Raw genomic sequence first — 23,115 nt, forward strand, 5'->3', positions numbered from 1 at the left:
AGCGGCCTTTTGCGTGAGGAGAACATTCCGTGGCAGATGCAAAGCGTTTTGATAACTACATCAATGGTGAATGGGTAGCGGGCAGTGAATACTGCGCCAACATCAACCCGTCCGAACTGACCGACACCATTGGCAACTACGCCAAAGCCGATCTGGCACAGGTCCACGCCGCCATCGACGCCGCTCGCGCCGCGTTCCCGGGCTGGTCGACCTCGGGCATTCAGGCTCGTCACGATTCGCTGGATAAAGTCGGCACTGAGATCCTCGCCCGTCGCGAAGAACTCGGCACCTTGCTGGCCCGTGAAGAAGGCAAAACCTTGCCTGAAGCCATCGGCGAAGTGACCCGCGCCGGTAACATTTTCAAGTTCTTCGCCGGCGAAACCCTGCGTCTGTCCGGCGACTACCTGCCGTCGGTACGCCCGGGTGTGAACGTTGAAGTGACCCGCGAAGCATTGGGTGTGGTTGGCCTGATCACGCCATGGAACTTCCCGATCGCAATTCCTGCGTGGAAAATCGCCCCGGCCCTGGCTTACGGTAACTGCGTCGTGCTGAAACCAGCCGACCTGGTGCCGGGTTGTGCCTGGGCCCTGGCTGAAATCATCTCTCGCGCAGGCTTCCCGGCCGGCGTGTTCAACCTGGTGATGGGCAGCGGTCGTGTGGTTGGCGATGCCATGGTGCAGAGCCCGAAAGTCGACGGCATCAGCTTCACCGGTTCCGTGGGCGTTGGTCGTCAGATTGCGGTCAGCTGTGTCTCGCGTCAGGCCAAGGTTCAGCTGGAAATGGGTGGCAAGAACCCACAGATCATTCTCGACGACGCCGACCTCAAGCAAGCAGTCGAGCTGTCGGTACAGAGCGCGTTCTACTCCACTGGCCAGCGTTGCACCGCTTCGAGCCGCTTCATCGTGACGGCCGGCATCCACGACAAATTCGTCGAAGCCGTGGCCGAACGCATGAAGTCGATCAAGGTCGGCCACGCGCTGAAAGCTGGCACCGACATTGGTCCGGTCGTCTCGCAAGCGCAGCTTGAACAAGACATGAAGTACATCGACATCGGCCAGTCCGAAGGTGCGCGTCTGGTCAGCGGTGGCGGTCTGGTGACTTGCGATACTGAAGGCTACTTCCTCGCGCCAACGCTGTTTGCCGACAGCGAAGCTGCGATGCGCATCAGCCGCGAAGAGATCTTTGGCCCGGTGGCCAACGTGGTTCGCGTTGCCGATTACGAAGCAGCGCTGGCCATGGCCAACGACACTGAATTCGGTCTGTCGGCGGGTATCGCCACCACTTCGCTGAAGTACGCCAACCACTTCAAACGCCACTCCCAGGCCGGGATGGTGATGGTCAACCTGCCGACCGCTGGCGTGGATTACCACGTTCCATTCGGCGGGCGTAAAGGTTCATCCTATGGATCCCGCGAGCAAGGTCGCTATGCGCAAGAGTTCTACACCGTGGTGAAGACCTCTTACATCGGTTCCTGATACACCGCAGTACCTGTAGGAGCCGGGCTTGCCCGCGATAGCATCACCGTGGTGTGTCAGTCGCACCGCGGTGATGCTATCGCGGGCAAGCCCGGCTCCTACAAAAGCCAGATCCGGCAAGAAATTGTTGTTACCCGCATAAAAATAATCAGTGGGAGTCCATCTACATGCAAGCGACCAAGCCGACTCACGTCCGCTATTTGATCCTGCTCATGCTTTTTCTGGTGACCACGATCAACTACGCCGACCGGGCCACTATCGCCATCGCAGGCTCCAGCCTGCAAAAAGACCTCGGCATTGACGCGGTCACCCTCGGTTATATCTTCTCTGCATTCGGTTGGGCCTATGTGGCCGGGCAAATTCCCGGTGGCTGGTTGCTGGACCGTTTCGGCTCGAAAAAAATCTACGCGCTCAGCATCTTCACCTGGTCGCTGTTCACCGTGTTGCAGGGTTATGTCGGCGAGTTCGGCATGTCCACGGCGGTGGTTGCGCTGTTCATGCTGCGCTTCCTGGTGGGCCTGGCCGAAGCGCCATCCTTCCCCGGTAACGCGCGCATTGTGGCGGCCTGGTTCCCGACCGCTGAACGCGGTACGGCGTCTGCGATTTTCAACTCGGCGCAATACTTCGCCACGGTGCTGTTTGCGCCGCTGATGGGCTGGATCGTTTACAGCTTCGGCTGGCAGCACGTGTTCATCGTCATGGGTGTGATCGGCATCATTTTCTCGGGCATCTGGCTGAAAGTTATCCACAGCCCGCGTCAGCATCCGATGATCAATGACGCCGAGTTCAAACACATCGCCGATAACGGCGGCATGGTCGACATGGACCAGGACAAAGGCAAAGGCAAAAAGGTCGACGGTCCGAAGTGGGACTACATCCGCCAGTTGCTGACCAACCGCATGATGCTCGGTGTGTATCTGGGGCAGTACTGCATCAACGGCATCACCTACTTCTTCCTGACCTGGTTCCCGGTGTACCTGGTGCAAGAACGCGGCATGACCATCCTCAAGGCCGGTTTCATTGCCTCGTTGCCGGCGATCTGCGGCTTTATTGGTGGTGTGCTCGGCGGCGTGATTTCCGACTACCTGCTGCGCAAGGGCCATTCCCTGACCTTCGCCCGCAAGGCGCCGATCATTGCTGGCTTGCTGGTCTCCAGCAGCATCGTGGCCTGCAACTACGTGGACGTTGAATGGATGGTCGTCGGCTTCATGGCCCTGGCGTTCTTTGGTAAGGGCGTGGGTGCGCTGGGTTGGGCCGTGGTGTCGGATACCTCGCCAAAACAGATTGCCGGTCTCAGCGGTGGCCTGTTTAACACCTTCGGCAACATCGCTTCGATCACCACCCCGATTGTCATCGGCTACATCATCAGCTCCACCGGTTCGTTCAAATGGGCGCTGGTGTTTGTCGGTTGCAACGCACTGGTCGCAGTGTTCAGCTACTTGGTGATTGTCGGTCCGATCAAACGCGTGGTACTCAAGGAGCCGCCAGTCAGCGGTCCTGAAATAAACAACAAATTGTCACAAGCGCATTCCTGAGGAGCGGCGTCATGCAGTTGATTGAACATTCCGACTCGCCGCGTTACATCCGCCTGCACGAGCGGGACAACGTAGTGATCGTGGTCAATGACCAAGGCGTGCCAGCCGGCACTGAATTTCCGGATGGCCTGGTGACTGTGGACTTCGTGCCACAGAGCCACAAAGTCACGCTGGAAGACATTCCCGAAGGCGGGCAGGTGATTCGTTACGGCCAGACCATTGGCCACGCGTTGCAGCCGATTCCGCGCGGCAGCTGGGTCAAGGAAGATCAACTGCGCATGCCCACCGCGCCACCGCTGGACAGCTTGCCGCTGTCCACCGAAGTGCCGGCGGCGCAGGCACCGCTGGAAGGCTTTACGTTCGAGGGTTACCGCAACGCCGACGGCACTGTCGGCACGCGCAATATTCTTGGGATCACCACGACTGTTCAGTGCGTCACCGGCGTGCTCGATCATGCGGTCAAGCGCATCAAGGACGAGTTGCTGCCCAAGTACCCGAACGTCGATGATGTGGTGGCGCTGACCCACAGTTACGGCTGTGGTGTGGCGATTACGGCGGCCGACGCGTACATCCCGATCCGTACCGTGCGCAACCTGGCGCGCAACCCGAACCTGGGCGGCGAAGCGTTGGTGATCAGCCTGGGCTGCGAGAAGTTGCAGGCCGGGCAGGTGATGCACGAGAACGACAGTTCTGTGGATTTGAGCGAGCCATGGTTGTACCGCTTGCAGGATTCGAGTCACGGTTTCACCGAGATGATCGAACAGATCATGGCGCTGGCCGAAACCCGTCTGAAGAAGCTCGATCAGCGTCGCCGGGAAACCGTACCGGCGTCCGAGCTGATTCTGGGCATGCAGTGTGGTGGCAGTGATGCGTTTTCCGGGATCACCGCTAACCCGGCGCTGGGTTATGCCTCGGACCTGTTGCTGCGTGCCGGTGCGACGGTGATGTTTTCCGAAGTCACTGAAGTGCGCGACGCGATTTATCTGCTGACCTCTCGCGCAGAGACTGAGGAAGTTGCTCAGGAGCTGGTGCGGGAAATGGACTGGTACGACCGTTACCTGGCCAAGGGCGAAGCGGATCGCAGCGCCAACACCACGCCAGGCAACAAAAAGGGCGGGTTGTCGAACATTGTCGAGAAGTCCCTGGGCTCGATCGTCAAGTCCGGCAGCAGCGCGATCAATGGGGTGCTTGGCCCTGGCGAGCGTTTCAAGCGCAAAGGGCTGATCTTCTGCGCGACCCCGGCCAGTGACTTTGTCTGCGGGACGTTGCAATTGGCGGCAGGGATGAACCTGCATGTGTTCACTACCGGTCGCGGCACGCCGTATGGTTTGGCGATGGCACCGGTGGTGAAGGTCTCGACCCGTACGGAGCTGGCGCAGCGCTGGCCGGATTTGATCGACATCGATGCCGGGCGGATTGCCACCGGGCGCGCTTCGATTGAAGACCTCGGCTGGGAGTTGTTTCACTACTACCTGGACGTGGCCAGCGGCAAGAAACAGACGTGGGCGGAGACGCACAAGCTGCATAACGACATCACGCTGTTCAACCCGGCGCCGATTACCTGATACCGAGTCGCCTGCATCGCGGGCAAGCCTTGCTCCTACGGTTTTATGTCGTTCACGCCATTGCGTACGACGCAGATCTGTAGGAGCAAGGCTTGCCCGCGATGGCGGTCTACCAGACGCCGGGGTCCTCAGTGGCTTATCATTAGCCCCCTAACGACGCTCACCCAAGGTTCCCCCCTGCATGCTGGCTATCTTCCTCGAAACCCTGAACATCACCGCGCCGGTGTTTGCCATGCTGTTTCTGGGGGTGTTGCTCAAGCGCATCAACTGGATCAACGACAACTTCATCCACACCGCGTCGGCCTTGGTGTTCAACGTCACCATGCCGGCGTTGTTGTTTCTGGGCATCCTGCATGCTGACCTCCACGCCGCGCTACAACCGGCGCTGCTGATCTACTTCTCGATTGCCACGCTGGTGAGTTTCGCCATTGCCTGGGGCTGGGCGATCTGGAAGTGCCCGCGTGAAGATCGGGGGATCTACACCCAAGGCGCGTTTCGCGGCAACAACGGGGTGATCGGCCTGGCGCTGGCGGCGAGTATGTACGGTGATTACGGGATATCCCTCGGCGCGATTCTCGCGGCGCTGGTGATTCTGTTCTACAACACGCTCTCGACCATTGTGCTGGCGGTGTACAGCCCGGTGATCAAGTCCGATCCGTGGAGCATCTGCAAAAGCGTGATGGGCAACCCGTTGATCATCAGCGTGTTTGTGGCGGCGCCGTTTGCCTATTTCAATATTGGCTTGCCGGGCTGGCTGGAGAAATCCGGCCAATACCTGGCGCAAACCACTTTGCCACTGGCGTTGATCTGCATTGGTGGCACGCTGTCGCTGGCGGCGTTGCGCAAAAGCGGCAACATGGCGCTCAGCTCAAGCCTGGTGAAGATGATCGGCCTGCCGGTGCTGACAACACTTGGGGCCTGGCTCTGGGGCTTTCGGGGGGCGGAGCTGGGGATTCTGTTTCTGTACTTCGGCAGCCCGACCGCTGCGGCCAGTTTTGTCATGGCGCGGCAGGCCAATGGCAATCACGAACTGGCGGCGGCGATCATTGTGATCACCACGTTGATGGCGGCGGTGACCACCAACATCGGGATTTTTTTGTTGCAGTGGGGTGGGTGGATTTAGCCTTGGGATTTGCGGTGCCCTTCAGATCCGATCGCGAGCAAGCTTTGCTCCTACGAAGCCTGTAGGAGCAAGGCTTGCCTGCGATGGGGGTGTCGCTGACGACGAAAATCCTGGGACTTACTCCGGCTTCTGATAGCTCTCAATCACTTCCTGCGCCGCCCGAAACGCATCAATCGCCGCCGGGGCGCCAGCGTACACCGCGCAATGCAGCAGCGTTTCACGAATCTCCTCCACCGTGCAGCCGTTGTTCAGTGCACCGCGCACGTGGCCTTTCAATTCTTGCGGGCATTTGAGCGCGGTCAGCGCGGCAAGGGTGATCAGGCTGCGGGTTTTCAGCGCCAAACCATCACGATTCCAGACCGCCCCCCAGGCGTGTTCATTGACGAAATCCTGCAACGGCTGGGTGAACGCTGTGGCATTGCCCAGTGCGCGGTCGACGAAGGCATCGCCCATTACTTGGCGTCGGACTTCAACGCCAGGTTTTTTATTGTCAGTCATGGCACATCCCTCTTGTGGTGTTGGCGACGCCAGGCGAGCAGGGACGTGAACAGCAGATACGCCACCAGCGCCGGCAGGACGAAAAACAGCATCAGGTGTTCAAGCTTGCCGGCCAGTGGCATGCCGGTGGTGAACGACACCACGTGCAGCCCGTAAGCCAGGTACAAACCCAGACACAGCAAACCTTCGGCCCGGGTCACCCGGTAGCCGGTGTAGAACAGCGGCAGACAGAACACCGCGACACCGAGCATCACCGGCAAGTCGAAATCCAGGGCATTGGGTGAAACCGACAGGGGCGACGGCGCGATCAGTGCCGTCACGCCCAGCACACCCAGAAGGTTGAACAGATTGCTGCCGATCACGTTGCCCACGGCAATCTCCCGCTCACCACGCAGGGCTGCGATCAATGAGGTGGCCAACTCTGGCAGGGACGTGCTGACGGCAACAATGGTCAGGCCGATGATCCGTTCCGACAACCCTAGGTCGGTCGCCACCTCTACTGCAGCCCCCAACAGCAGATGCCCGGCGTAGATCAGCATCGCCAGCCCGGCCACGATCATCAGCAGGCTGACGAACCATGGGGGCGGACGGCTTTGCGGATCGCTCGATAGCGGACGAACCGAGTGCCGAGACTGACGCAGCAGCAAGCCCAGGTAGAGCGCCAGCGCCGCCAGCAGTATTACGCCATCCGTTCGGGTCAGTTCTTCATTCCAGGCCAGGAGGAACACCAGCAGGCTGGCGCCGATCATCAGCGGAATATCCAAGCGCACCAGTTGCCGCGAAACGCGCAGCGGAATGATCAGCGCCGAGAGCCCGAGGGTGACGAGAATGTTGAAGATACTGCTGCCGATCACGCTGCCGACGGCGATGTCGGCATTTTCCGCGAGGGTGGCTTGCAGGCTGACCGCCATCTGCGGTGCGCTGCTGCCGAGAGCGACGATGGTCAGGCCGATGATCAGCGGTCGCACATGCCACCGCGCTGCGAGGCGCACGGCGGCACGCACCATTAGCTCCGCGCCTGCGATCAGTAAAACCAGGCCGCTGAGCAGTTCAACCACACTGATCAGGGGTAGATCGACAAGTCCGAAAATAGTTGGTGCTCCGTCTGTCAGTCGTCGAGGGCTTGCACGCGAACCTTGGCGGTGCCGCTTTTGATCATGCCCAAGCGCTCGGCGGCTTCATGGGACAGATCGATCAGGCGCCCGCGGGTATGCGGCCCGCGATCGTTGATGCGGACCACGCAGGACTTGTCGTTGCTCAAATTAGTGACTTTCACCCGCGTGCCGAAAGGCAACTGGCGATGGGCGGCGGTCATGGAATTCTTGTCGAAACGCTCGCCACTGGCGGTGCGTTTGCCTTGGTGTTTGGCGCCGTAATAGGACGCCGTGCCGGTCTTGTCGTAGCCGTGTGGATCGACGACATCGTTACTGGCACAACCGGCCAGCAGAGCGAGCAGGGCGCAGGCACTGAGCAGACGCTTCATTTAAAGGTTCCGAAACTAACTGTAGGAGCGAGCTTGCTCGCGAAAGCGGCATGGCAGTCAACAGAAATGTTGAATGCGATGCCCCCTTCGCGAGCAAGCTTGCTCCTACAAGGATTTGAGCCAGGCTTTAAAACTGGCTCCATGCTCATCAGCCTTCGAGCTTGCTTTTCAGCAGTTCGTTGACCTGTTGCGGGTTGGCCTTGCCTTTGGAGGCTTTCATGGCCTGGCCGACGAAGAAGCCGAACATTTTGCCGCGTTTGGCTTCGTCTGCCGCGCGGTACTGTTCAACCTGTTCGGCATTGGCCGCGAGCATCTCGTCCAGCACCGCCGAGATGGCGCCGCTGTCGGTCACTTGCTTGAGGCCGCGCTTGTCGATGATTTCGTCCGCGCTGCCTTCACCGTTGGCCATCGCTTCAAACACCACCTTGGCGATCTTGCCGGAGATGGTGTTGTCCTTGATGCGCAACAGCATGCCGCCCAGTTGCTCGGCGGAAACCGGTGACTGTTCGATGTCCAGGCCTTGCTTGTTGAGCAGGCTGCCCAACTCGACCATCACCCAGTTGGCCGCCAGTTTGGCGTCGCCGCCGATGCTCGCGACTTTCTCGAAATAATCGGCTTGCTCGCGGCTGGTCGCCAGCACGCTGGCGTCGTAGACCGACAGACCGAATTGCTCCTGGAAACGCTCGCGTTTTTGCGGTGGCAATTCCGGCAGGGTGGCCCGCACGTCGTCGAGGAACGAGTCTTCGATGACCACCGGCAGCAGGTCCGGATCGGGGAAGTAACGGTAGTCGTTGGCTTCCTCTTTGCTGCGCATCGGACGGGTTTCGTCCTTGTTTGGATCGTACAGACGGGTCTGCTGGATCACTTTGCCGCCGTCTTCGATCAGCTCGATCTGACGCTGGACTTCGCTGTTGATCGCCTTCTCGATGAAGCGGAACGAGTTGACGTTCTTGATCTCGCAGCGAGTGCCGAATTCAACCTGACCCTTTGGACGGATCGACACGTTGCAGTCGCAACGCAGCGAACCTTCGGCCATGTTGCCGTCGCAGATGCCCAGGTAGCGCACCAGTGCGTGGATGGTCTTGACGTAAGCCACGGCTTCCTTGGCGCTGCGCATGTCAGGCTCGGACACGATTTCCAGCAGCGGCGTGCCGGCACGGTTCAGGTCGATGCCGGTGGCGCCGTTGAACTCTTCGTGCAGGCTTTTACCGGCGTCTTCTTCCAGGTGCGCACGGGTCACGCCGACACGTTTGATCGTGCCGTCTTCCATGGCGATGTCCAGGTGGCCCTTGCCAACGATCGGCAATTCCATCTGGCTGATCTGGTAGCCCTTCGGCAAGTCCGGGTAGAAATAATTTTTACGGGCGAACACGTTGTGCTGGCCGATCTCGGCGTCAATCGCCAGACCGAACATCACCGCCATGCGCACCGCTTCCTGGTTCAGCACCGGCAGTACGCCGGGCATGCCCAGGTCGACCAGGCTGGCCTGGGTGTTCGGCTCGGAACCGAACGTGGTGGAACTACCGGAAAAGATTTTCGACCGGGTGGTGAGCTGGGTATGAATCTCCAGCCCGATCACGACTTCCCATTGCATGTGTTTCTCCTCAGAAGCCGGTTGGGGTGCGGGTGTGCCAGTCAGTGTTGAGCTGATACTGGTGCGCAACGTTGAGCAAACGGCCTTCCTGGAAATACGGCGCGAGCAGTTGCACGCCCACCGGCAAGCCATCGACGAAACCGGCGGGCATGGACAAGCCCGGCAGGCCGGCGAGGTTGGCGGTGATGGTGTAGACGTCTTCCAGGTACGCAGCGACCGGGTCGCTGTTCTTGGCGCCCAGCTTCCACGCCGGGTTCGGCGTGGTTGGGCCGAGGATGATGTCGACCTCATTAAAGGCTGCCATGAAGTCGTTCTTGATCAAGCGACGAATCTTCTGCGCCTTGAGGTAGTAGGCGTCGTAATAACCGGCCGACAGCGCGTAGGCACCGACCATGATCCGGCGCTGCACTTCCGGGCCGAAACCCTCGCCACGGGAGCGCTTGTACAGGTCGATCAAATCTTTCGGGTTTTCGCAGCGATGGCCGAAACGCACGCCGTCGAAACGCGACAGGTTGGACGAGGCTTCCGCCGGGGCGATCACGTAGTACGCAGGAATCGCGTGCTGCATGTTCGGCAGGCTGATTTCCTTGATCACGGCGCCGAGCTTTTCCAGCTCCTTGACGCTGTTGTGGATCAGCTCGGCAATGCGCGGGTCGAGACCTGCGCTGAAATATTCTTTCGGCACACCGATGCGCAGGCCTTGCAGCGAGCCGTTGAGGCTGGCGCTGTAATCAGGAACGGGTTCGTCGATGCTGGTGGAGTCTTGTGGGTCGAAACCGGCCATGCCTTGCAACAGGATGGCGCAATCTTCGGCCGTGCGAGCCATCGGGCCGCCCTGATCGAGGCTGGAGGCGTAGGCAATCATGCCCCAGCGCGAAACACGACCGTACGTCGGTTTCAGGCCGGTGAGGTTGGTCAGTGCGGCTGGCTGACGGATCGAGCCGCCCGTATCGGTGCCAGTGGCCGCAGGCAGCAGGCGCGCGGCAACCGCAGCCGCCGAACCGCCGGACGAACCGCCTGGAACGTGTTCCAGGTTCCACGGGTTTTTCACCGGGCCGTAGTAGCTCGACTCGTTGGCCGAACCCATGGCGAATTCGTCCATGTTGGTCTTGCCCAGGGTTACGGTCCCGGCAGCGGCCAGCTTGGCAACGACGGTGGCGTCGTACGGTGCTTTAAAATTGTCGAGCATCTTCGAGCCGCAGCTGGTGCGGATGCCCTGGGTGCAGAACAGGTCTTTGTGCGCAATCGGCGCGCCGAGCAGGGCGCCGCTCTCGCCATTGGCCCGGCGTGCGTCAGCGGCTTTCGCCTGCTGGAGCGCCAAGTCCTCGGTGAGGCTGATGAAGCTGTTGAGCTGAGGATCGAGCAGGGCGATACGCGCCAGCAGGGTTTTGGTCAGCTCTTCGGAAGAAAACTTTTTATCGGCGAGACCGCGGGCGATCTCGGCCAGAGTCAATTGATGCATTGCAGGCTCTTTCCCTTTAGTCGATGACTTTCGGAACCAGGTACAGGCCGTTTTCGACCGCTGGTGCGATGGACTGATAGGCCTCGCGATGATTGGTCTCGGTCACGACGTCTGCACGCAGGCGCTGGCTGGCTTCCAGTGGGTGGGCCAGCGGCTCGATACCGTCGGTATTGACCGCCTGCATTTCGTCGACCAGACCCAGAATGCTGTTCAGGGCCGAAGTGATGTGTGGAAGATCGGCATCATTTAGGCCAAGGCAGGCCAAATGAGCGATTTTTTCCACGTCGGAGCGTTCAAGCGCCATTGCGATTCTCCAGTGGAAAACAGAACGGACGGCGTCCGTGTGTTAGATTGTCTGAACACTACCGCATTTCTACGGTCATAAGGCCGCGATTGTGGGGGTTGGTGCACAGAAAAGCGGCCAATTTAACATATTGGCGCCTTGCCCAAAATCCCTGTCGTTGTTAGAGTTTGCCGCACTTTTTTACCCACGCGTTGCCTAGGGTCCCTTTCCCATGTTCAAGAAACTGCGTGGCATGTTTTCCAGCGATCTTTCCATTGACCTGGGCACTGCCAACACCCTTATTTACGTGCGCGAGCGCGGTATCGTCCTGAATGAGCCATCGGTTGTGGCTATTCGGACACACGGTAACCAGAAAAGTGTCGTTGCTGTCGGCACCGAAGCGAAGCGCATGCTCGGCCGAACGCCGGGCAACATTGCTGCCATTCGTCCGATGAAGGACGGCGTGATTGCCGATTTCAGCGTCTGCGAAAAGATGCTGCAATATTTTATCAACAAGGTTCACGAAAACAGCTTTCTGCAGCCTAGCCCTCGTGTGCTGATCTGCGTTCCGTGCAAATCCACTCAGGTTGAGCGTCGTGCCATCCGTGAGTCGGCCCTTGGTGCCGGTGCTCGTGAAGTGTTCCTGATTGAAGAGCCAATGGCTGCCGCGATCGGTGCCGGCCTGCCGGTTGAAGAAGCACGCGGTTCGATGGTGGTCGATATCGGTGGTGGTACTACCGAAATCGCACTGATCTCCCTGAACGGTGTGGTTTACGCCGAATCCGTACGGGTTGGCGGCGACCGCTTCGACGAAGCGATCATCACCTACGTGCGTCGCAACTACGGCAGCCTGATCGGCGAGTCCACCGCCGAACGCATCAAACAGGAAATCGGTACAGCCTACCCAGGCGGCGAAGTTCGTGAAGTCGACGTGCGTGGCCGTAACCTGGCCGAAGGCGTTCCACGTGCTTTCACCCTCAACTCCAATGAAGTGCTGGAAGCTCTGCAAGAGTCCCTGGCCACCATCGTTCAGGCTGTGAAAAGTGCATTGGAGCAATCGCCTCCTGAGCTGGCGTCCGACATCGCCGAGCGCGGTCTGGTACTGACCGGTGGTGGCGCCTTGCTGCGTGACCTCGACAAGTTGCTGGCCCAGGAAACAGGTCTGCCGGTGATCGTCGCCGAAGACCCGCTGACCTGCGTTGCTCGCGGCGGTGGCCGTGCGTTGGAAATGATGGATAAACACACCATGGACCTGCTTTCCAGCGAGTGATTTCGCCGGTTGCATCTATGCTGTTGGCGCGCAGGCAGCACTTTGCAGTGCTGCCTGTTGGCGTTTATCTTCTGTCAGTCTGCATCCAGCCCGGTTTGATGCCGTATGAATAAAGAGAACATTTGCCTGGGAGGAGCGGCTTATTAAACCGCTTTTCACCAAAGGGCCTTCACTGGGCGTGCGCTTGTTGGTGCTGGTCGTGCTATCGGTCGCGCTGATGGTGGTCGATGCCCGCTTCACACTGCTCAAGCCAGTGCGTAGCCAAATGTCGTTGGTGCTGATGCAGTCTTACTGGATCACCGACCTGCCGCAGCGGCTATGGCAGGGTGTGGCCAGCCAATTTGGCAGCCGTACCGAACTCGTCGCGGAAAACGAAAAACTCAAAACCGAAAACCTGCTGTTGCAAGGCCGCATGCAGAAGCTTGCCGCCCTCACCGAGCAGAACGTTCGGCTGCGCGAGTTGCTCAACTCTTCAGCACTGGTCAACGAGAAAGTCGAAGTGGCCGAGTTGATCGGCATGGACCCGAACCCCTTCACTCATCGCATCATCATCAACAAAGGTGAGCGCGACGGTGTGATCCTCGGTCAGCCGGTGCTCGATGCACGCGGCCTGATGGGGCAGGTAGTCGAGTTGATGCCCTACACCTCCCGCGTATTGCTGCTGACCGACACCACCCACAGCATTCCCGTGCAGGTGAACCGTAACGGTCTGCGGGCGATTGCCAGCGGCACCGGCAACCCGGAACGCCTCGAGTTGCGTCATGTAGCCGATACCGCCGACATCAAGGAAGGTGATCTGTTGGTCAGCTCCGGCCTTGGCCAGCGGTTCCCGGCGGGTTACCCGGTGGCGACGGTCAAGGAAGTGATTCACGACTCCGGGCAGCCGTTTGCCATCGTTCGCGCCGTACCGACCGCCGCGTTGAACCGCAGTCGTTATTTGCTGCTGGTGTACAGTGACGGCCGCACGGCCGAGGAGCGCGCCAACGAAGCGGCCCAGGCGCAGGAAGCACTGGACCAGCACGGCGGCGGCCCGATCATTCCGGCGACTGTACCCAAACCGGTTCCTGTGACACCTGCTGCAACGGTTGCACCTGCTGCCGCGCCGACCGCACCTGTCGCGCCTGCTGCCCCGGCTAGCGCAACTCCGGCCAAGCCTGCTGCTGCGAAACCGGGCGCTAACAAGCCGCCGGAGGCTGTACCTGCGGCCGCTAAACCGCCGGCAACGCCACCCACCGTCGTGAAGCCTGCAGCCAAACCGCCTGTCCCCGCGCCGGCGACCACTGGGAGACAAGAATAATGGTCGGTGTCAAAGCCTCCCGAAATGGCTGGATGGTCTGGGTGACGTTTGCTGTAGGCCTGTTGCTCAGCGTCTCGCCGTTGCCGCAATTCATGGAAATTCTCCGCCCGCTGTGGCTGGCGTTGCTGCTCGCGTTCTGGGCGCTGGCCATGCCGCAAAAAGTCGGCATGCTCACCGCCTGGTGCCTTGGACTGGCTGAAGACGTGCTTTATGGCACGTTGCTTGGCCAGAATGCGCTGATCCTGACGTTGATCACCTTCCTGGTGCTGTCGCTGCAACAGCGCTTGCGCATGTTCCCGATGTGGCAGCAGAGCCTGGTGATCCTGGTGATCTTCGGCCTCGCACAGCTTGTTCAACTGTGGCTGAGCGCTTTGACCGGCAATCGTCAGCCAACACTGGCGCTGGTGCTGCCTGCCCTGGTCAGTGCGTTGCTGTGGCCATGGGTCAGCTACGGTTTGCGTGGTCTGCGTCGGCGCTACAAAATCAATTAATTCGGTCAGGCATTTGCCCGCACCAGACAGGGAGATGTCTTGATGAAACAGCTGTACCTTGCCTCAGGCTCGCCGCGTCGGCGTGAACTGCTCACGCAGATTGGCGTGCCGTTCTGCGCCATCAGCGCGGACATCGATGAAACCCCTTTAACTCATGAATCCCCGTCGGCCTATGTCGAGCGCCTGGCGCGCGGCAAGGCCGAGGCCGGGCGAGGCGTCGTCGTGTCCGATGCGGATTTTTGCGTGCTGGGGGCCGATACGGCGGTAGTGCTGGACGGGAAAATTCTTGGTAAGCCGGTGGACGAAGCCGAAGCGTGCGCCATGCTTATGCTGTTGGCCGGCCGTGAGCATGAAGTCTTGACCGCCATCGCCGTACTCGACGCAGAGCGCTGCGAGTCTCGGGTGGTGCGCAGTCTGGTGCGGTTTCGCAACATCAGTCGCGAAGAAGCGGCAGCCTATTGGGCCAGCCGTGAGCCTCGCGACAAGGCGGGTGGCTACGGAATTCAGGGGCTGGGGGCGGTATTTGTTGCCGGGCTCAACGGCAGTTACTCGGCTGTGGTCGGGCTGCCGCTGTGCGAAACCGCAGAACTTCTCGGCCATTTCGGCATACCCTGTTGGCAAACACTTAACGCGCGCTGAGCGTCGTACTGACAAGATGCAGCCATTATCGTGAATACGCCTGAACGAGACCCTGCCATGAGTGAAGAGATTCTGATCAACATCACGCCGATGGAATCGCGCGTGGCGGTGGTCGAAAACGGTGTTCTGCAAGAGGTCCACGTCGAGCGAACGCAAAAGCGCGGGATCGTCGGCAACATCTATAAAGGCAAGGTCGTACGGGTTTTGCCAGGCATGCAGGCGGCGTTCGTCGACATCGGTCTGGACCGCGCGGCGTTCATTCACGCCTCGGAAATTTCCCTGCGCGAAGGCCCGGCAGTCGAAAGCATCAGTGCCCTGGTGCATGAAGGCCAGAGCCTGGTGGTCCAGGTCACCAAGGACCCGATCGGCTCCAAAGGCGCACGCCTGACGACTCAGCTGTCGATTCCATCGCGTTATCTGGTGTACATGCCGCGCACCGCTCACGTCGGTATTTCGTTGAAGATCGAAGACGAGGCCGAGCGCGAACGCCTCAAGCAGGTGGTCACCGATTGCGTGGCCAAAGAAGGCATCATAGAGGCTGGCGGCTTCATTTTGCGCACCGCTGCCGAAGGGGCTGGCGCCGATGAGATCCTCATGGACATCCGCTACCTGCGCCGGCTTTGGGACCAGATCAACGAGCAGATCAAAACCATCGGCGCGCCGAGTGTGATTTACGAAGACCTCGGCCTGGCGTTGCGGACATTGCGTGACCTGGTGAGCCCGAAGATCGAGAAGATCCGCATCGACTCCCGGGAAACCTTCCAGAAAACCACGCAGTTCGTCGCCGAACTGATGCCGGAAATCGCCGATCGTCTTGAACACTATCCGGGCGAGCGGCCTATTTTCGATTTATATGGCGTCGAAGACGAAATCCAGAAGGCCCTGGAGCGCAAAGTCCCGCTGAAGTCCGGCGGGTATCTGGTGGTTGATCCGGCGGAAGCCATGAGCACCATTGACGTCAACACCGGGGCTTTTGTCGGCCATCGCAATCTCGAAGAAACCATCTTCAAGACCAACCTTGAAGCTGCCACCGCCATTGCCCGACAGCTGCGCCTGCGCAATCTGGGCGGGATCATCATCATCGACTTCATCGACATGGAAGACGAGGAGCACCAGCGTCAGGTTTTGCGCACGCTCGAGAAGCAACTGGAGCGCGACCACGCCAAAACCAACATCATCGGCATTACCGAGTTGGGCCTGGTGCAGATGACCCGCAAGCGAACCCGCGAAAGTCTTGAACAGGTACTGTGCGAACCGTGCAGCAGCTGTCAGGGGCGAGGCAAATTGAAGACGCCGGAAACGGTCTGCTACGAAATTTTTCGAGAAATCCTCCGCGAGGCGCGCGCCTATCAAGCGGAAGGCTATCGTGTATTGGCGAACCAGAAAGTTGTCGACCGATTGCTCGATGAAGAGTCAGGTAATGTTGCCGAACTGGAAGGATTTATCGGACGCACCATTCGATTCCAGGTGGAAACCATGTACTCCCAGGAACAATACGACGTGGTGTTGCTCTGAATCGCTGTGTTTCATCCTTACTAGATCGGCTGGCCTCAACTTTTTGCAGCATTTTCGCCATGGGAGCCACCTGACATGGATCGTCTGACACGCATATTGGTCGCACTGACCCGCTGGGGTCTGGGCCTGTGCGCGTTGGTATTGGTGTTGATGGCGTTGTACGTCAGCCTTGGCCGTGAACTGACGCCTCTGGTGGCCGAATACCGTACAGAAGCCGAAACCAAAGCCAGCGAAGCCTTGGGCATGCCGCTGAAAATCGGCAAGCTGGAAGGTAACTGGAGTGGTTTTGCGCCGATCTTGCTGGCTCATGACGTGACAGTCGGAGAGGGCGCCAATGCCCTGCGTCTGGACCAGGTGCGTGCGGTGCCGGACCTGCTGGAAAGTTTATTGGCGCGCCAGGTGCGCATCGCTCACCTGGAGCTGAACGGCCTGAAGATCAGCCTCAAGGAAGGTGAGGACGGGAAGTGGGCGTTGGAAGGTTTACCGGTGCAGAAGGATCTGCCACTTGATCCCGAACAACTGCTCAACCGCCTCCAGATGGTCCAGCAGTTGTCGGTGATTGACAGTCAGGTGACCTTGCAACCACTGGATCATCCGCCGCTGACCCTGACCTACGTCGGCCTTAATCTGAAAGTCGGTGCTGCCCGCCAGCGCCTTGATGCCCGTTTGACCTTGCCTGACGGTCAACCGGTGGCCATGAGCCTGCGCACCCGTATCCGCGCCAGTGAATGGCGCGATGGTGAAGCCGAGGCTTACCTGAGCCTGCCACAAAGTGATTGGTCGAAGTGGCTGTCCGAGCGCCTCACCCGACAATGGGATTTTTCCGAGATCAAGGCCGGTGGCGAGCTCTGGATCAATTGGGGCCAGGGCACACTGCAAAGCGCTGCGATCCGCCTGAACGCGCCACTGCTCAAAGGGGCTTACGCCGAACGCAAGCCGATCCAGATCAACAATCTGGCGCTCAATGGCTATTTCCAGCGCAGTGCCGAAGGCGTCTTGGTGACGCTGGACTCCCTGGCCATGAGCTTCGGCGAGACGCGCTGGGAATCGCATCTGCAACTCAAACAAACTTCAGCGACCGACAAGGTCGAAGAACTCTGGCACCTGCAAGCCGACCGCCTCGACCTCACCCCGCTTACGCCGCTGCTGAACGCCTTGGGTCCACTGCCCGAAGGCGTTGCCACGGCGGTCGAAAAGCTCAAGGTGACCGGCGAGTTGCGCAATGTGCTGATCGACGTTCGACCCAATGCCACTGACGACAGCAAGTTCAGCTTCGCCGCGAACCTCGACCGGGTTGGTTTTGATGCCTATTACGGCGCTCCGGGGGCGCGAAATGTCAGCGGCAGCATCAGCGGTGACCTCGGCAAGGGCGAGCTGCGCATGGACAGCAAGGACTTTGTCCTGCACCTGACCCCCATTTTCGCCAAGCCATGGCAATACCTTCAGGCCAACGCGACGCTGACCTGGAAGCTCGACAAAGAAGGCTTCACCCTGATCTCGCCGTACCTCAAGGTGCTCGGTGAAGAGGGCAAGATTGCCGGCGACTTCCTGATTCGCCTGCGTTTCGATCCCACTCAGGATGATTACATGGATCTGCGGGTCGGCATGGTCGATGGGGACGGTCGTTACACCGCCAAGTACCTGCCGACAATGCTCGGCCCGGCGCTGGACGAATGGCTGCGTACGGCAATTATCAAGGGCGCGGTGGACGAAGGTTTCTTCCAGTATCAGGGGTCGCTGAAACCTGGCGCCGGCGATACGGACCGCAGCATCAGCCTGTTCTTCAAGGTGCACGATGCCGAGTTGGCTTTCCAGCCGGGCTGGCCGCATGTCAGCAAGGTCACAGGTGATGTGTTTGTTGAAGACAGTGGCGTGCGGGTTCTGGCCAGCAAGGGCCAGTTGCTCGATACGCAGGTTCGCGATATTTACGTCGATATTCCCCATGTCCCTGATGGAAAAATCGTCCATCTGTTCCTCGACGGTGGATTCGCCGGCGGCTTGCGCGATGGCCTGAAAATTCTTCAGGAAGCGCCGATAGGCACTGCTGCAACCTTCGCCGGTTGGGAAGGTGAGGGCGATCTACAGGGCAAGTTGAAACTGGATATCCCGCTGGCCAAAGGCGAGCAGCCGAAGATTATCGTCGACTTCAAGACCGCCAAGGCACGTCTGAAACTGGCTGAGCCCGTGCTGGAGCTGACTCAACTCAAGGGCGATTTCCGCTTTGATAGCACCAAGGGGTTGAGCGGGCAGCACATTAGCGCACACGCCTTTGATAAGCCTGTCACCGCGCAGATTTTCGCCGATGGCAATGCGAGTCAACTCAAGACACGCGTCACGGCTTCCGGTCGGGTCGAAGTCAAAAAACTCACTGACTGGTTGCACGTGACTCAGCCCGTGCCGGTTTCCGGGGTGATCCCGTATCAGCTGCAACTGAACCTGGACGGCGCTAACAGTCAGTTGATCGTCAATTCCAACCTCAAAGGTGTGACAGTCGATTTACCGGCTCCTTTCGGCATGACGGCCGATGCTGGCCGCGATACGTTGTTTCGCATGACCTTGCAAGGGCCGGATCGGCGCTACTGGGTCAACTATGGTCAGTTGGCAAACTTTACGTTTGCAGCACCGAACGGCAATTTTTCCGAGGGGCGTGGTGAGCTGCTCCTCGGTGGTGGCGATGCCGTATTGCCCGGTGCCAAAGGCCTGCGGGTGCGAGGCGTGCTGTCGGAGCTGAATGTTGGCCCGTGGAAGGATTTGGCAGACAAGTACGCCGCCCAGGTTTCGGGCGACAGTGCCAAACAGTTGCTCAGCAGTGCGGACTTGAAGGTTGGCAAGCTCAGTGCTCTGGGCGCTACCCTCGATCAGGCTTCTGTGCAGTTGAACCGAAAGCCCGCCAGTTGGGCTCTGCAACTCGACAGTCAGCAGGTCAAAGGCACCGTCGGTGTTCCAGATGCGAAAGGCGCACCGATCACGGTCAATCTGCAATACGTGCGCCTGCCCGCAGCGGATCCTAAGGTAGTGACCGACGAGAACGCACCCGATCCATTGGTCACGGTGGACCCGACAAAGATTCCGGCGCTGGACATCACCATCAACCAGCTGTTCCTGGGGCAGGATCTGGTGGGCGGCTGGTCAATGAAAATCCGTCCGACCGCGAAGGGGATTGCGCTCAACGCGCTGGACATGGGCCTCAAAGGGATTCTGTTGCAAGGCAGTGGTGGCTGGGAAGGTGTACCCGGTAGCTCCAGCAGTTGGTACAAGGGGCGGATCAGCGGCAAGAACCTCGCCGATGTGCTCAAAGGCTGGGGTTTTGCACCGAGTGTAACCAGTGAAAAATTTCATATGGACGTTGACGGTCGCTGGCCAGGTTCGCCGGCCTGGCTGGCCAGCAAGCGTTTCTCCGGCACCCTTGATGCAACGATCACCAAGGGCCAGATTGTTGAGGTCGACGCCAGTGCCCAGGCCCTGAAAGTCTTCGGCCTGCTTAATTTCAACTCCATCGGTCGACGCTTGCGCCTGGACTTTTCCGACTTGTTCGGCAAAGGCCTGAGTTATGACCAGGTCAAAGGTGTGCTGGTCGGGACCAATGGCGTCTACGTCACCCGTGAACCGATCCGGATGGCCGGTCCGTCCACCAACCTTGAACTTGATGGAACCTTGAACCTGGTGGGTGACCGGATCGACGCCAAGTTGCTAGTGACGTTGCCGGTGACCAATAACTTGCCGATTGCGGCGTTGATCGTTGGCGCGCCGGCTGTCGGCGGCGCGTTGTTCCTGATCGACAAACTGATCGGTGACCGCATGGCCCGTTTTGCCAGTGTCCAATACACCGTCAAAGGCCCGTGGAAAGATCCGAAAATCACCTTCGACAAGCCTTTTTGAAAAGCCACGTCTTACGCTGATGGAGTAGCATGACGAAGGTCTTGTAGCAGCCTTCGGCAGTGGCTACAGGTAGCTGACACTTCTCAAGTAAGGAAAGACCATGTCGGTAGCGGTGATTCAAATGGTCAGCCAGAGCGACGTGCTGGCCAACCTGACTCAGGCACGCCGGCTGCTCGAACAGGCGGCGGCCGGCGGTGCGCAACTCGCCGTATTGCCGGAAAACTTCGCCGCGATGGGCCGTCGCGACATCGCCGACATCGGCCGTGCCGAAGCGTTGGGCGACGGCCCGATCCTGCCGTGGTTGAAACAGACCGCCCTCGACCTCAAGTTATGGATAGTGGCGGGCACGTTGCCGTTGCCCCCTGTGGGCCACCCGACGGCGAAAGTGCATGCCTGCTCGTTGTTGGTGAATGATCACGGCGAGACGGTGGCGCGCTACGACAAACTGCATTTGTTCGACGTGGACGTGGCGGACAATCGTGGGCGTTATCGTGAGTCCGATGACTATGCTTATGGCAGTGGGGCGGTGGTTGCAGATACACCGGTCGGTCGAGTCGGGCTGACGGTGTGTTATGACCTGCGCTTCCCGGAACTGTACAGCGAATTACGCGCTGCCGGAGCGGAGCTGATTACCGCTCCGTCGGCGTTTACCGCGGTGACCGGAGCGGCGCATTGGGATGTGCTGATTCGCGCCCGCGCCATCGAGACGCAATGTTATGTGTTGGCGGCCGCTCAGGGTGGGACTCATCCGGGGCCGCGAGAAACCTGGGGGCATGCCGCAATCATCGACCCCTGGGGTCGGGTGCTGGCGCAACAGGATCAAGGCGAGGCCGTGCTGCTGGCCGAACGCGATAGCAGCGAACAGGCGTCCATCAGGGCGCGGATGCCGGTGTCCAGTCACCGGCGCTTTTTCTCGCAGGGCGCTCAGCGACCTGCCTCAGAACGATGAATTTAAGGCGTAAAGCATATGAGCGAGTTGTTGTCCTCAGTCAGTGAACACCTCCTGGCGCCCGGTGGCGTAACGATCGAGAGCCTGCAAGGCGTGCTTGGCGATCTGGCCGGCCCAGGCATCGATGCCGCCGACCTGTATTTCCAGGGGCAGATTTCCGAGTCCTGGGCGCTGGAAGACGGGATCGTCAAGGAAGGCAGCTTCAACCTCGACCAAGGTGTCGGCGTGCGCGCACAATCGGGTGAAAAAACCGGTTTTGCCTACAGCAATGCCATCACTCTGGAAGCCCTCGGTGCGGCGGCCCGTGCCGCGCGTTCGATTTCCCGCGCCGGGCAGAATGGTGCGGTGCAGGCGTTCACCACGCAGGACGTCGCCCAGTTGTACGGGCCCGATAACCCGCTGGAAGTGATAACCCGCGCCGAAAAAGTCGAACTCCTCAAGCGCATCGATGCGGCCACCCGCGCCCTCGATCCGCGTATCCAGCAAGTCACGGTGAGCATGGCCGGTGTCTGGGAACGTATTCTCATCGCGTCCACTGATGGCAGCCTGGCCGCCGATGTGCGGCCGCTGGTGCGCTTCAATGTGAGCGTGATCGTCGAGCAAAACGGTCGCCGCGAGCGCGGTGGACATGGTGGCGGCGGGCGTACCGATTACCGTTATTTTCTCAGTGACGACCGCGCCATGGGTTACGCCCGTGAAGCGTTGCGTCAGGCGCTGGTAAACCTTGAGGCCATTCCTGCGCCGGCCGGTACGTTGCCGGTGGTATTGGGTTCCGGCTGGTCCGGCGTGCTGCTGCACGAAGCGGTTGGCCACGGTCTGGAAGGCGACTTCAACCGCAAGGGCAGCTCTGCCTACAGCGGGCGCATGGGCGAAATGGTTGCATCCAAACTGTGCACCATCGTCGATGACGGTACGTTGGCAGGCCGTCGCGGCTCCCTGAGCGTCGACGACGAAGGCACCCCGACCGAGTGCACCACGTTGATCGAAAACGGCGTCCTCAAAGGCTACATGCAGGACAAGCTCAACGCGCGCCTGATGGGCGTGGCCCGTACCGGTAACGGTCGTCGCGAGTCTTACGCGCACTTGCCAATGCCGCGTATGACCAACACTTACATGCTGGCGGGCGAAAGCGATCCGGCAGAAATCATTGCCTCGGTAAAGCGCGGCATCTACTGCGCCAACCTCGGTGGTGGACAGGTGGACATCACCAGCGGCAAGTTTGTGTTCTCCACCAGCGAAGCGTATTTGATCGAAGACGGCAAGATTACCGCGCCGGTCAAAGGCGCGACATTGATCGGCAACGGTCCGGAAGCCATGAGCAAGGTGTCGATGGTCGGTAACGATCTGGCGCTGGACAGCGGCGTGGGGACGTGTGGCAAGGATGGGCAGTCAGTGCCGGTGGGTGTCGGCCAGCCAACGCTGAAAATCGATGCGATTACTGTGGGTGGTACAGGATCGTAAGCAGGGATGGAGCTTCGGGTGAACCGCGTGCGGTTCACCCGATTCGGGACTTAACGCAGACCGCGTTGAGTCTCGTCCAGCTCACGGATGTACTTGAAGATTTTACGGCTCGATGCCGGTGGCTTGTTGGTCGCCAATTCGTGCTGGGCCTGACGGATCAGGGAGCGCAATTGCTGACGATCAGCCTCCGGGTAGTCGAGCACGAACTTCTCCAGGACTGCATCGTCGCCCGCGATCAAGCGATCGCGCCAGCGTTCCAGTCCATGGAAACGTTCGTTGTACTGCCGGGTGGAGGCATCGAGTTGATCGAGCAAAGTCAGAATGGCGTCAGTGTCCTGATCGCGCATCAGTTTGCCGATGAACATAAGGTGCCGTTTACGCGCGATATTCGCGGTGTGCTTGGGCGCATCGGCCAGGGCCCGGCGCATAGCGTCGGTCAACGGCAGTTTTGCCAGCAAGTCAGGCTTGAGTGTTGTAAGGCGCTCGCCAAGGTCAACCAGAGCATGAAGCTCGCGTTTAACCTGGGATTTGCTTTTTTCTCCCGTATCGAGGGAGTCGTCGTAAGAATCAACCATGGTGGCCGTCCGCAAAGAAAC

Annotated in this window: 19 protein-coding genes; 12 read left to right on the forward strand and 7 right to left on the reverse strand. The window is 59.8% G+C overall.

Annotated features, from left to right (window positions below):
* Nucleotides 1-29: 29 nt before the first annotated feature.
* From ACA048_RS04190 to ACA048_RS04205, 4 genes are all read left to right on the forward strand, one after another.
* A complete protein-coding gene (locus ACA048_RS04190) occupies nucleotides 30-1,475 on the forward strand; it encodes an aldehyde dehydrogenase family protein (protein ID WP_497628052.1) in 1,446 nt (481 codons plus the stop codon).
* A gap of 167 nt (nucleotides 1,476-1,642) precedes the next feature.
* Nucleotides 1,643-3,010, forward strand: a complete 1,368-nt coding sequence (locus ACA048_RS04195) for an MFS transporter (protein ID WP_497628053.1) — start codon at nucleotides 1,643-1,645, stop codon at nucleotides 3,008-3,010.
* A gap of 11 nt (nucleotides 3,011-3,021) precedes the next feature.
* Nucleotides 3,022-4,575, forward strand: a complete 1,554-nt coding sequence (gene garD / locus ACA048_RS04200; protein WP_497628054.1) for a galactarate dehydratase — start codon at nucleotides 3,022-3,024, stop codon at nucleotides 4,573-4,575.
* Between the two features lie 181 nt (nucleotides 4,576-4,756).
* The gene (locus ACA048_RS04205) at nucleotides 4,757-5,698 is read left to right on the forward strand and encodes an AEC family transporter (protein WP_497628055.1); all 942 of its coding nucleotides are present in this window, start codon (nucleotides 4,757-4,759) and stop codon (nucleotides 5,696-5,698) included.
* Nucleotides 5,699-5,815: 117 nt separating this feature from the next.
* On the opposite strand, the gene ACA048_RS04210 is transcribed toward ACA048_RS04205, so the two are convergent.
* The 6 genes from ACA048_RS04210 to gatC all read right to left on the reverse strand — a co-directional run bounded on the left by ACA048_RS04210 (nucleotide 5,816) and on the right by gatC (nucleotide 11,039).
* A complete protein-coding gene (locus ACA048_RS04210) occupies nucleotides 5,816-6,196 on the reverse strand; it encodes a carboxymuconolactone decarboxylase family protein (protein WP_497628056.1) in 381 nt (126 codons plus the stop codon).
* Nucleotides 6,193-7,254 carry a calcium/sodium antiporter gene (locus tag ACA048_RS04215; RefSeq protein ID WP_497628057.1) on the reverse strand — a complete coding sequence of 354 codons (1,062 nt, stop codon included), beginning with the start codon at nucleotides 7,252-7,254 and terminating at the stop codon, nucleotides 6,193-6,195. The genes ACA048_RS04210 and ACA048_RS04215 overlap by 4 nt, the downstream gene beginning before the upstream one ends.
* Nucleotides 7,255-7,304: 50 nt before the next feature.
* Nucleotides 7,305-7,679, reverse strand: a complete 375-nt coding sequence (locus ACA048_RS04220; protein ID WP_497628058.1) for a septal ring lytic transglycosylase RlpA family protein — start codon at nucleotides 7,677-7,679, stop codon at nucleotides 7,305-7,307.
* A gap of 148 nt (nucleotides 7,680-7,827) precedes the next feature.
* The gene (gene gatB / locus ACA048_RS04225; RefSeq protein WP_150782085.1) at nucleotides 7,828-9,273 is read right to left on the reverse strand and encodes an Asp-tRNA(Asn)/Glu-tRNA(Gln) amidotransferase subunit GatB; all 1,446 of its coding nucleotides are present in this window, start codon (nucleotides 9,271-9,273) and stop codon (nucleotides 7,828-7,830) included.
* 10 nt (nucleotides 9,274-9,283) lie between these two features.
* Nucleotides 9,284-10,735, reverse strand: coding sequence for an Asp-tRNA(Asn)/Glu-tRNA(Gln) amidotransferase subunit GatA (gene gatA / locus ACA048_RS04230; protein ID WP_497628059.1), 1,452 nt, complete (start codon nucleotides 10,733-10,735; stop codon nucleotides 9,284-9,286).
* Nucleotides 10,736-10,751: 16 nt separating this feature from the next.
* On the reverse strand, nucleotides 10,752-11,039 hold the full coding sequence (gene gatC, locus ACA048_RS04235; protein ID WP_007901429.1) for an Asp-tRNA(Asn)/Glu-tRNA(Gln) amidotransferase subunit GatC: 288 nt from the start codon (nucleotides 11,037-11,039) through the stop codon (nucleotides 10,752-10,754).
* Between the two features lie 211 nt (nucleotides 11,040-11,250).
* Between gatC and mreB the strand changes: the two genes are divergently transcribed.
* The 8 genes from mreB (at nucleotide 11,251) to tldD (ending at nucleotide 22,519) form a co-directional block, all read left to right on the forward strand.
* The gene (mreB, locus tag ACA048_RS04240) at nucleotides 11,251-12,288 is read left to right on the forward strand and encodes a rod shape-determining protein MreB (RefSeq protein ID WP_002555108.1); all 1,038 of its coding nucleotides are present in this window, start codon (nucleotides 11,251-11,253) and stop codon (nucleotides 12,286-12,288) included.
* 142 nt (nucleotides 12,289-12,430) lie between these two features.
* Nucleotides 12,431-13,585 (forward strand): rod shape-determining protein MreC, encoded by a 1,155-nt coding sequence (gene mreC, locus ACA048_RS04245; protein ID WP_497629797.1) that lies wholly within the window; start codon nucleotides 12,431-12,433, stop codon nucleotides 13,583-13,585.
* A complete protein-coding gene (gene mreD / locus ACA048_RS04250; RefSeq protein ID WP_223516488.1) occupies nucleotides 13,585-14,076 on the forward strand; it encodes a rod shape-determining protein MreD in 492 nt (163 codons plus the stop codon). Before mreC ends, mreD begins: the two co-directional genes overlap by 1 nt.
* Nucleotides 14,077-14,118: 42 nt before the next feature.
* On the forward strand, nucleotides 14,119-14,715 hold the full coding sequence (locus tag ACA048_RS04255; RefSeq protein ID WP_497628060.1) for a Maf family protein: 597 nt from the start codon (nucleotides 14,119-14,121) through the stop codon (nucleotides 14,713-14,715).
* 57 nt (nucleotides 14,716-14,772) lie between these two features.
* The gene (gene rng / locus ACA048_RS04260; protein WP_497628061.1) at nucleotides 14,773-16,230 is read left to right on the forward strand and encodes a ribonuclease G; all 1,458 of its coding nucleotides are present in this window, start codon (nucleotides 14,773-14,775) and stop codon (nucleotides 16,228-16,230) included.
* A gap of 75 nt (nucleotides 16,231-16,305) precedes the next feature.
* A complete protein-coding gene (locus ACA048_RS04265) occupies nucleotides 16,306-20,109 on the forward strand; it encodes a YhdP family protein (protein ID WP_497628062.1) in 3,804 nt (1,267 codons plus the stop codon).
* A gap of 100 nt (nucleotides 20,110-20,209) precedes the next feature.
* The gene (locus tag ACA048_RS04270) at nucleotides 20,210-21,058 is read left to right on the forward strand and encodes a carbon-nitrogen hydrolase family protein (protein ID WP_497628063.1); all 849 of its coding nucleotides are present in this window, start codon (nucleotides 20,210-20,212) and stop codon (nucleotides 21,056-21,058) included.
* Nucleotides 21,059-21,076: 18 nt separating this feature from the next.
* Nucleotides 21,077-22,519: a metalloprotease TldD gene (tldD, locus tag ACA048_RS04275; protein WP_497628064.1), complete on the forward strand. Its 1,443-nt coding sequence runs from the start codon at nucleotides 21,077-21,079 to the stop codon at nucleotides 22,517-22,519.
* A gap of 50 nt (nucleotides 22,520-22,569) precedes the next feature.
* Here tldD and yjgA read toward each other — a convergent pair whose 3' ends face one another.
* Entirely contained in the window at nucleotides 22,570-23,094 is a 525-nt protein-coding gene (gene yjgA, locus ACA048_RS04280; RefSeq protein WP_007901505.1) for a ribosome biogenesis factor YjgA, read from the reverse strand.
* Nucleotides 23,095-23,115 lie beyond the last annotated feature (21 nt).

The sequence above is a fragment of the Pseudomonas sp. LBUM1659 genome (assembly GCF_059716045.1).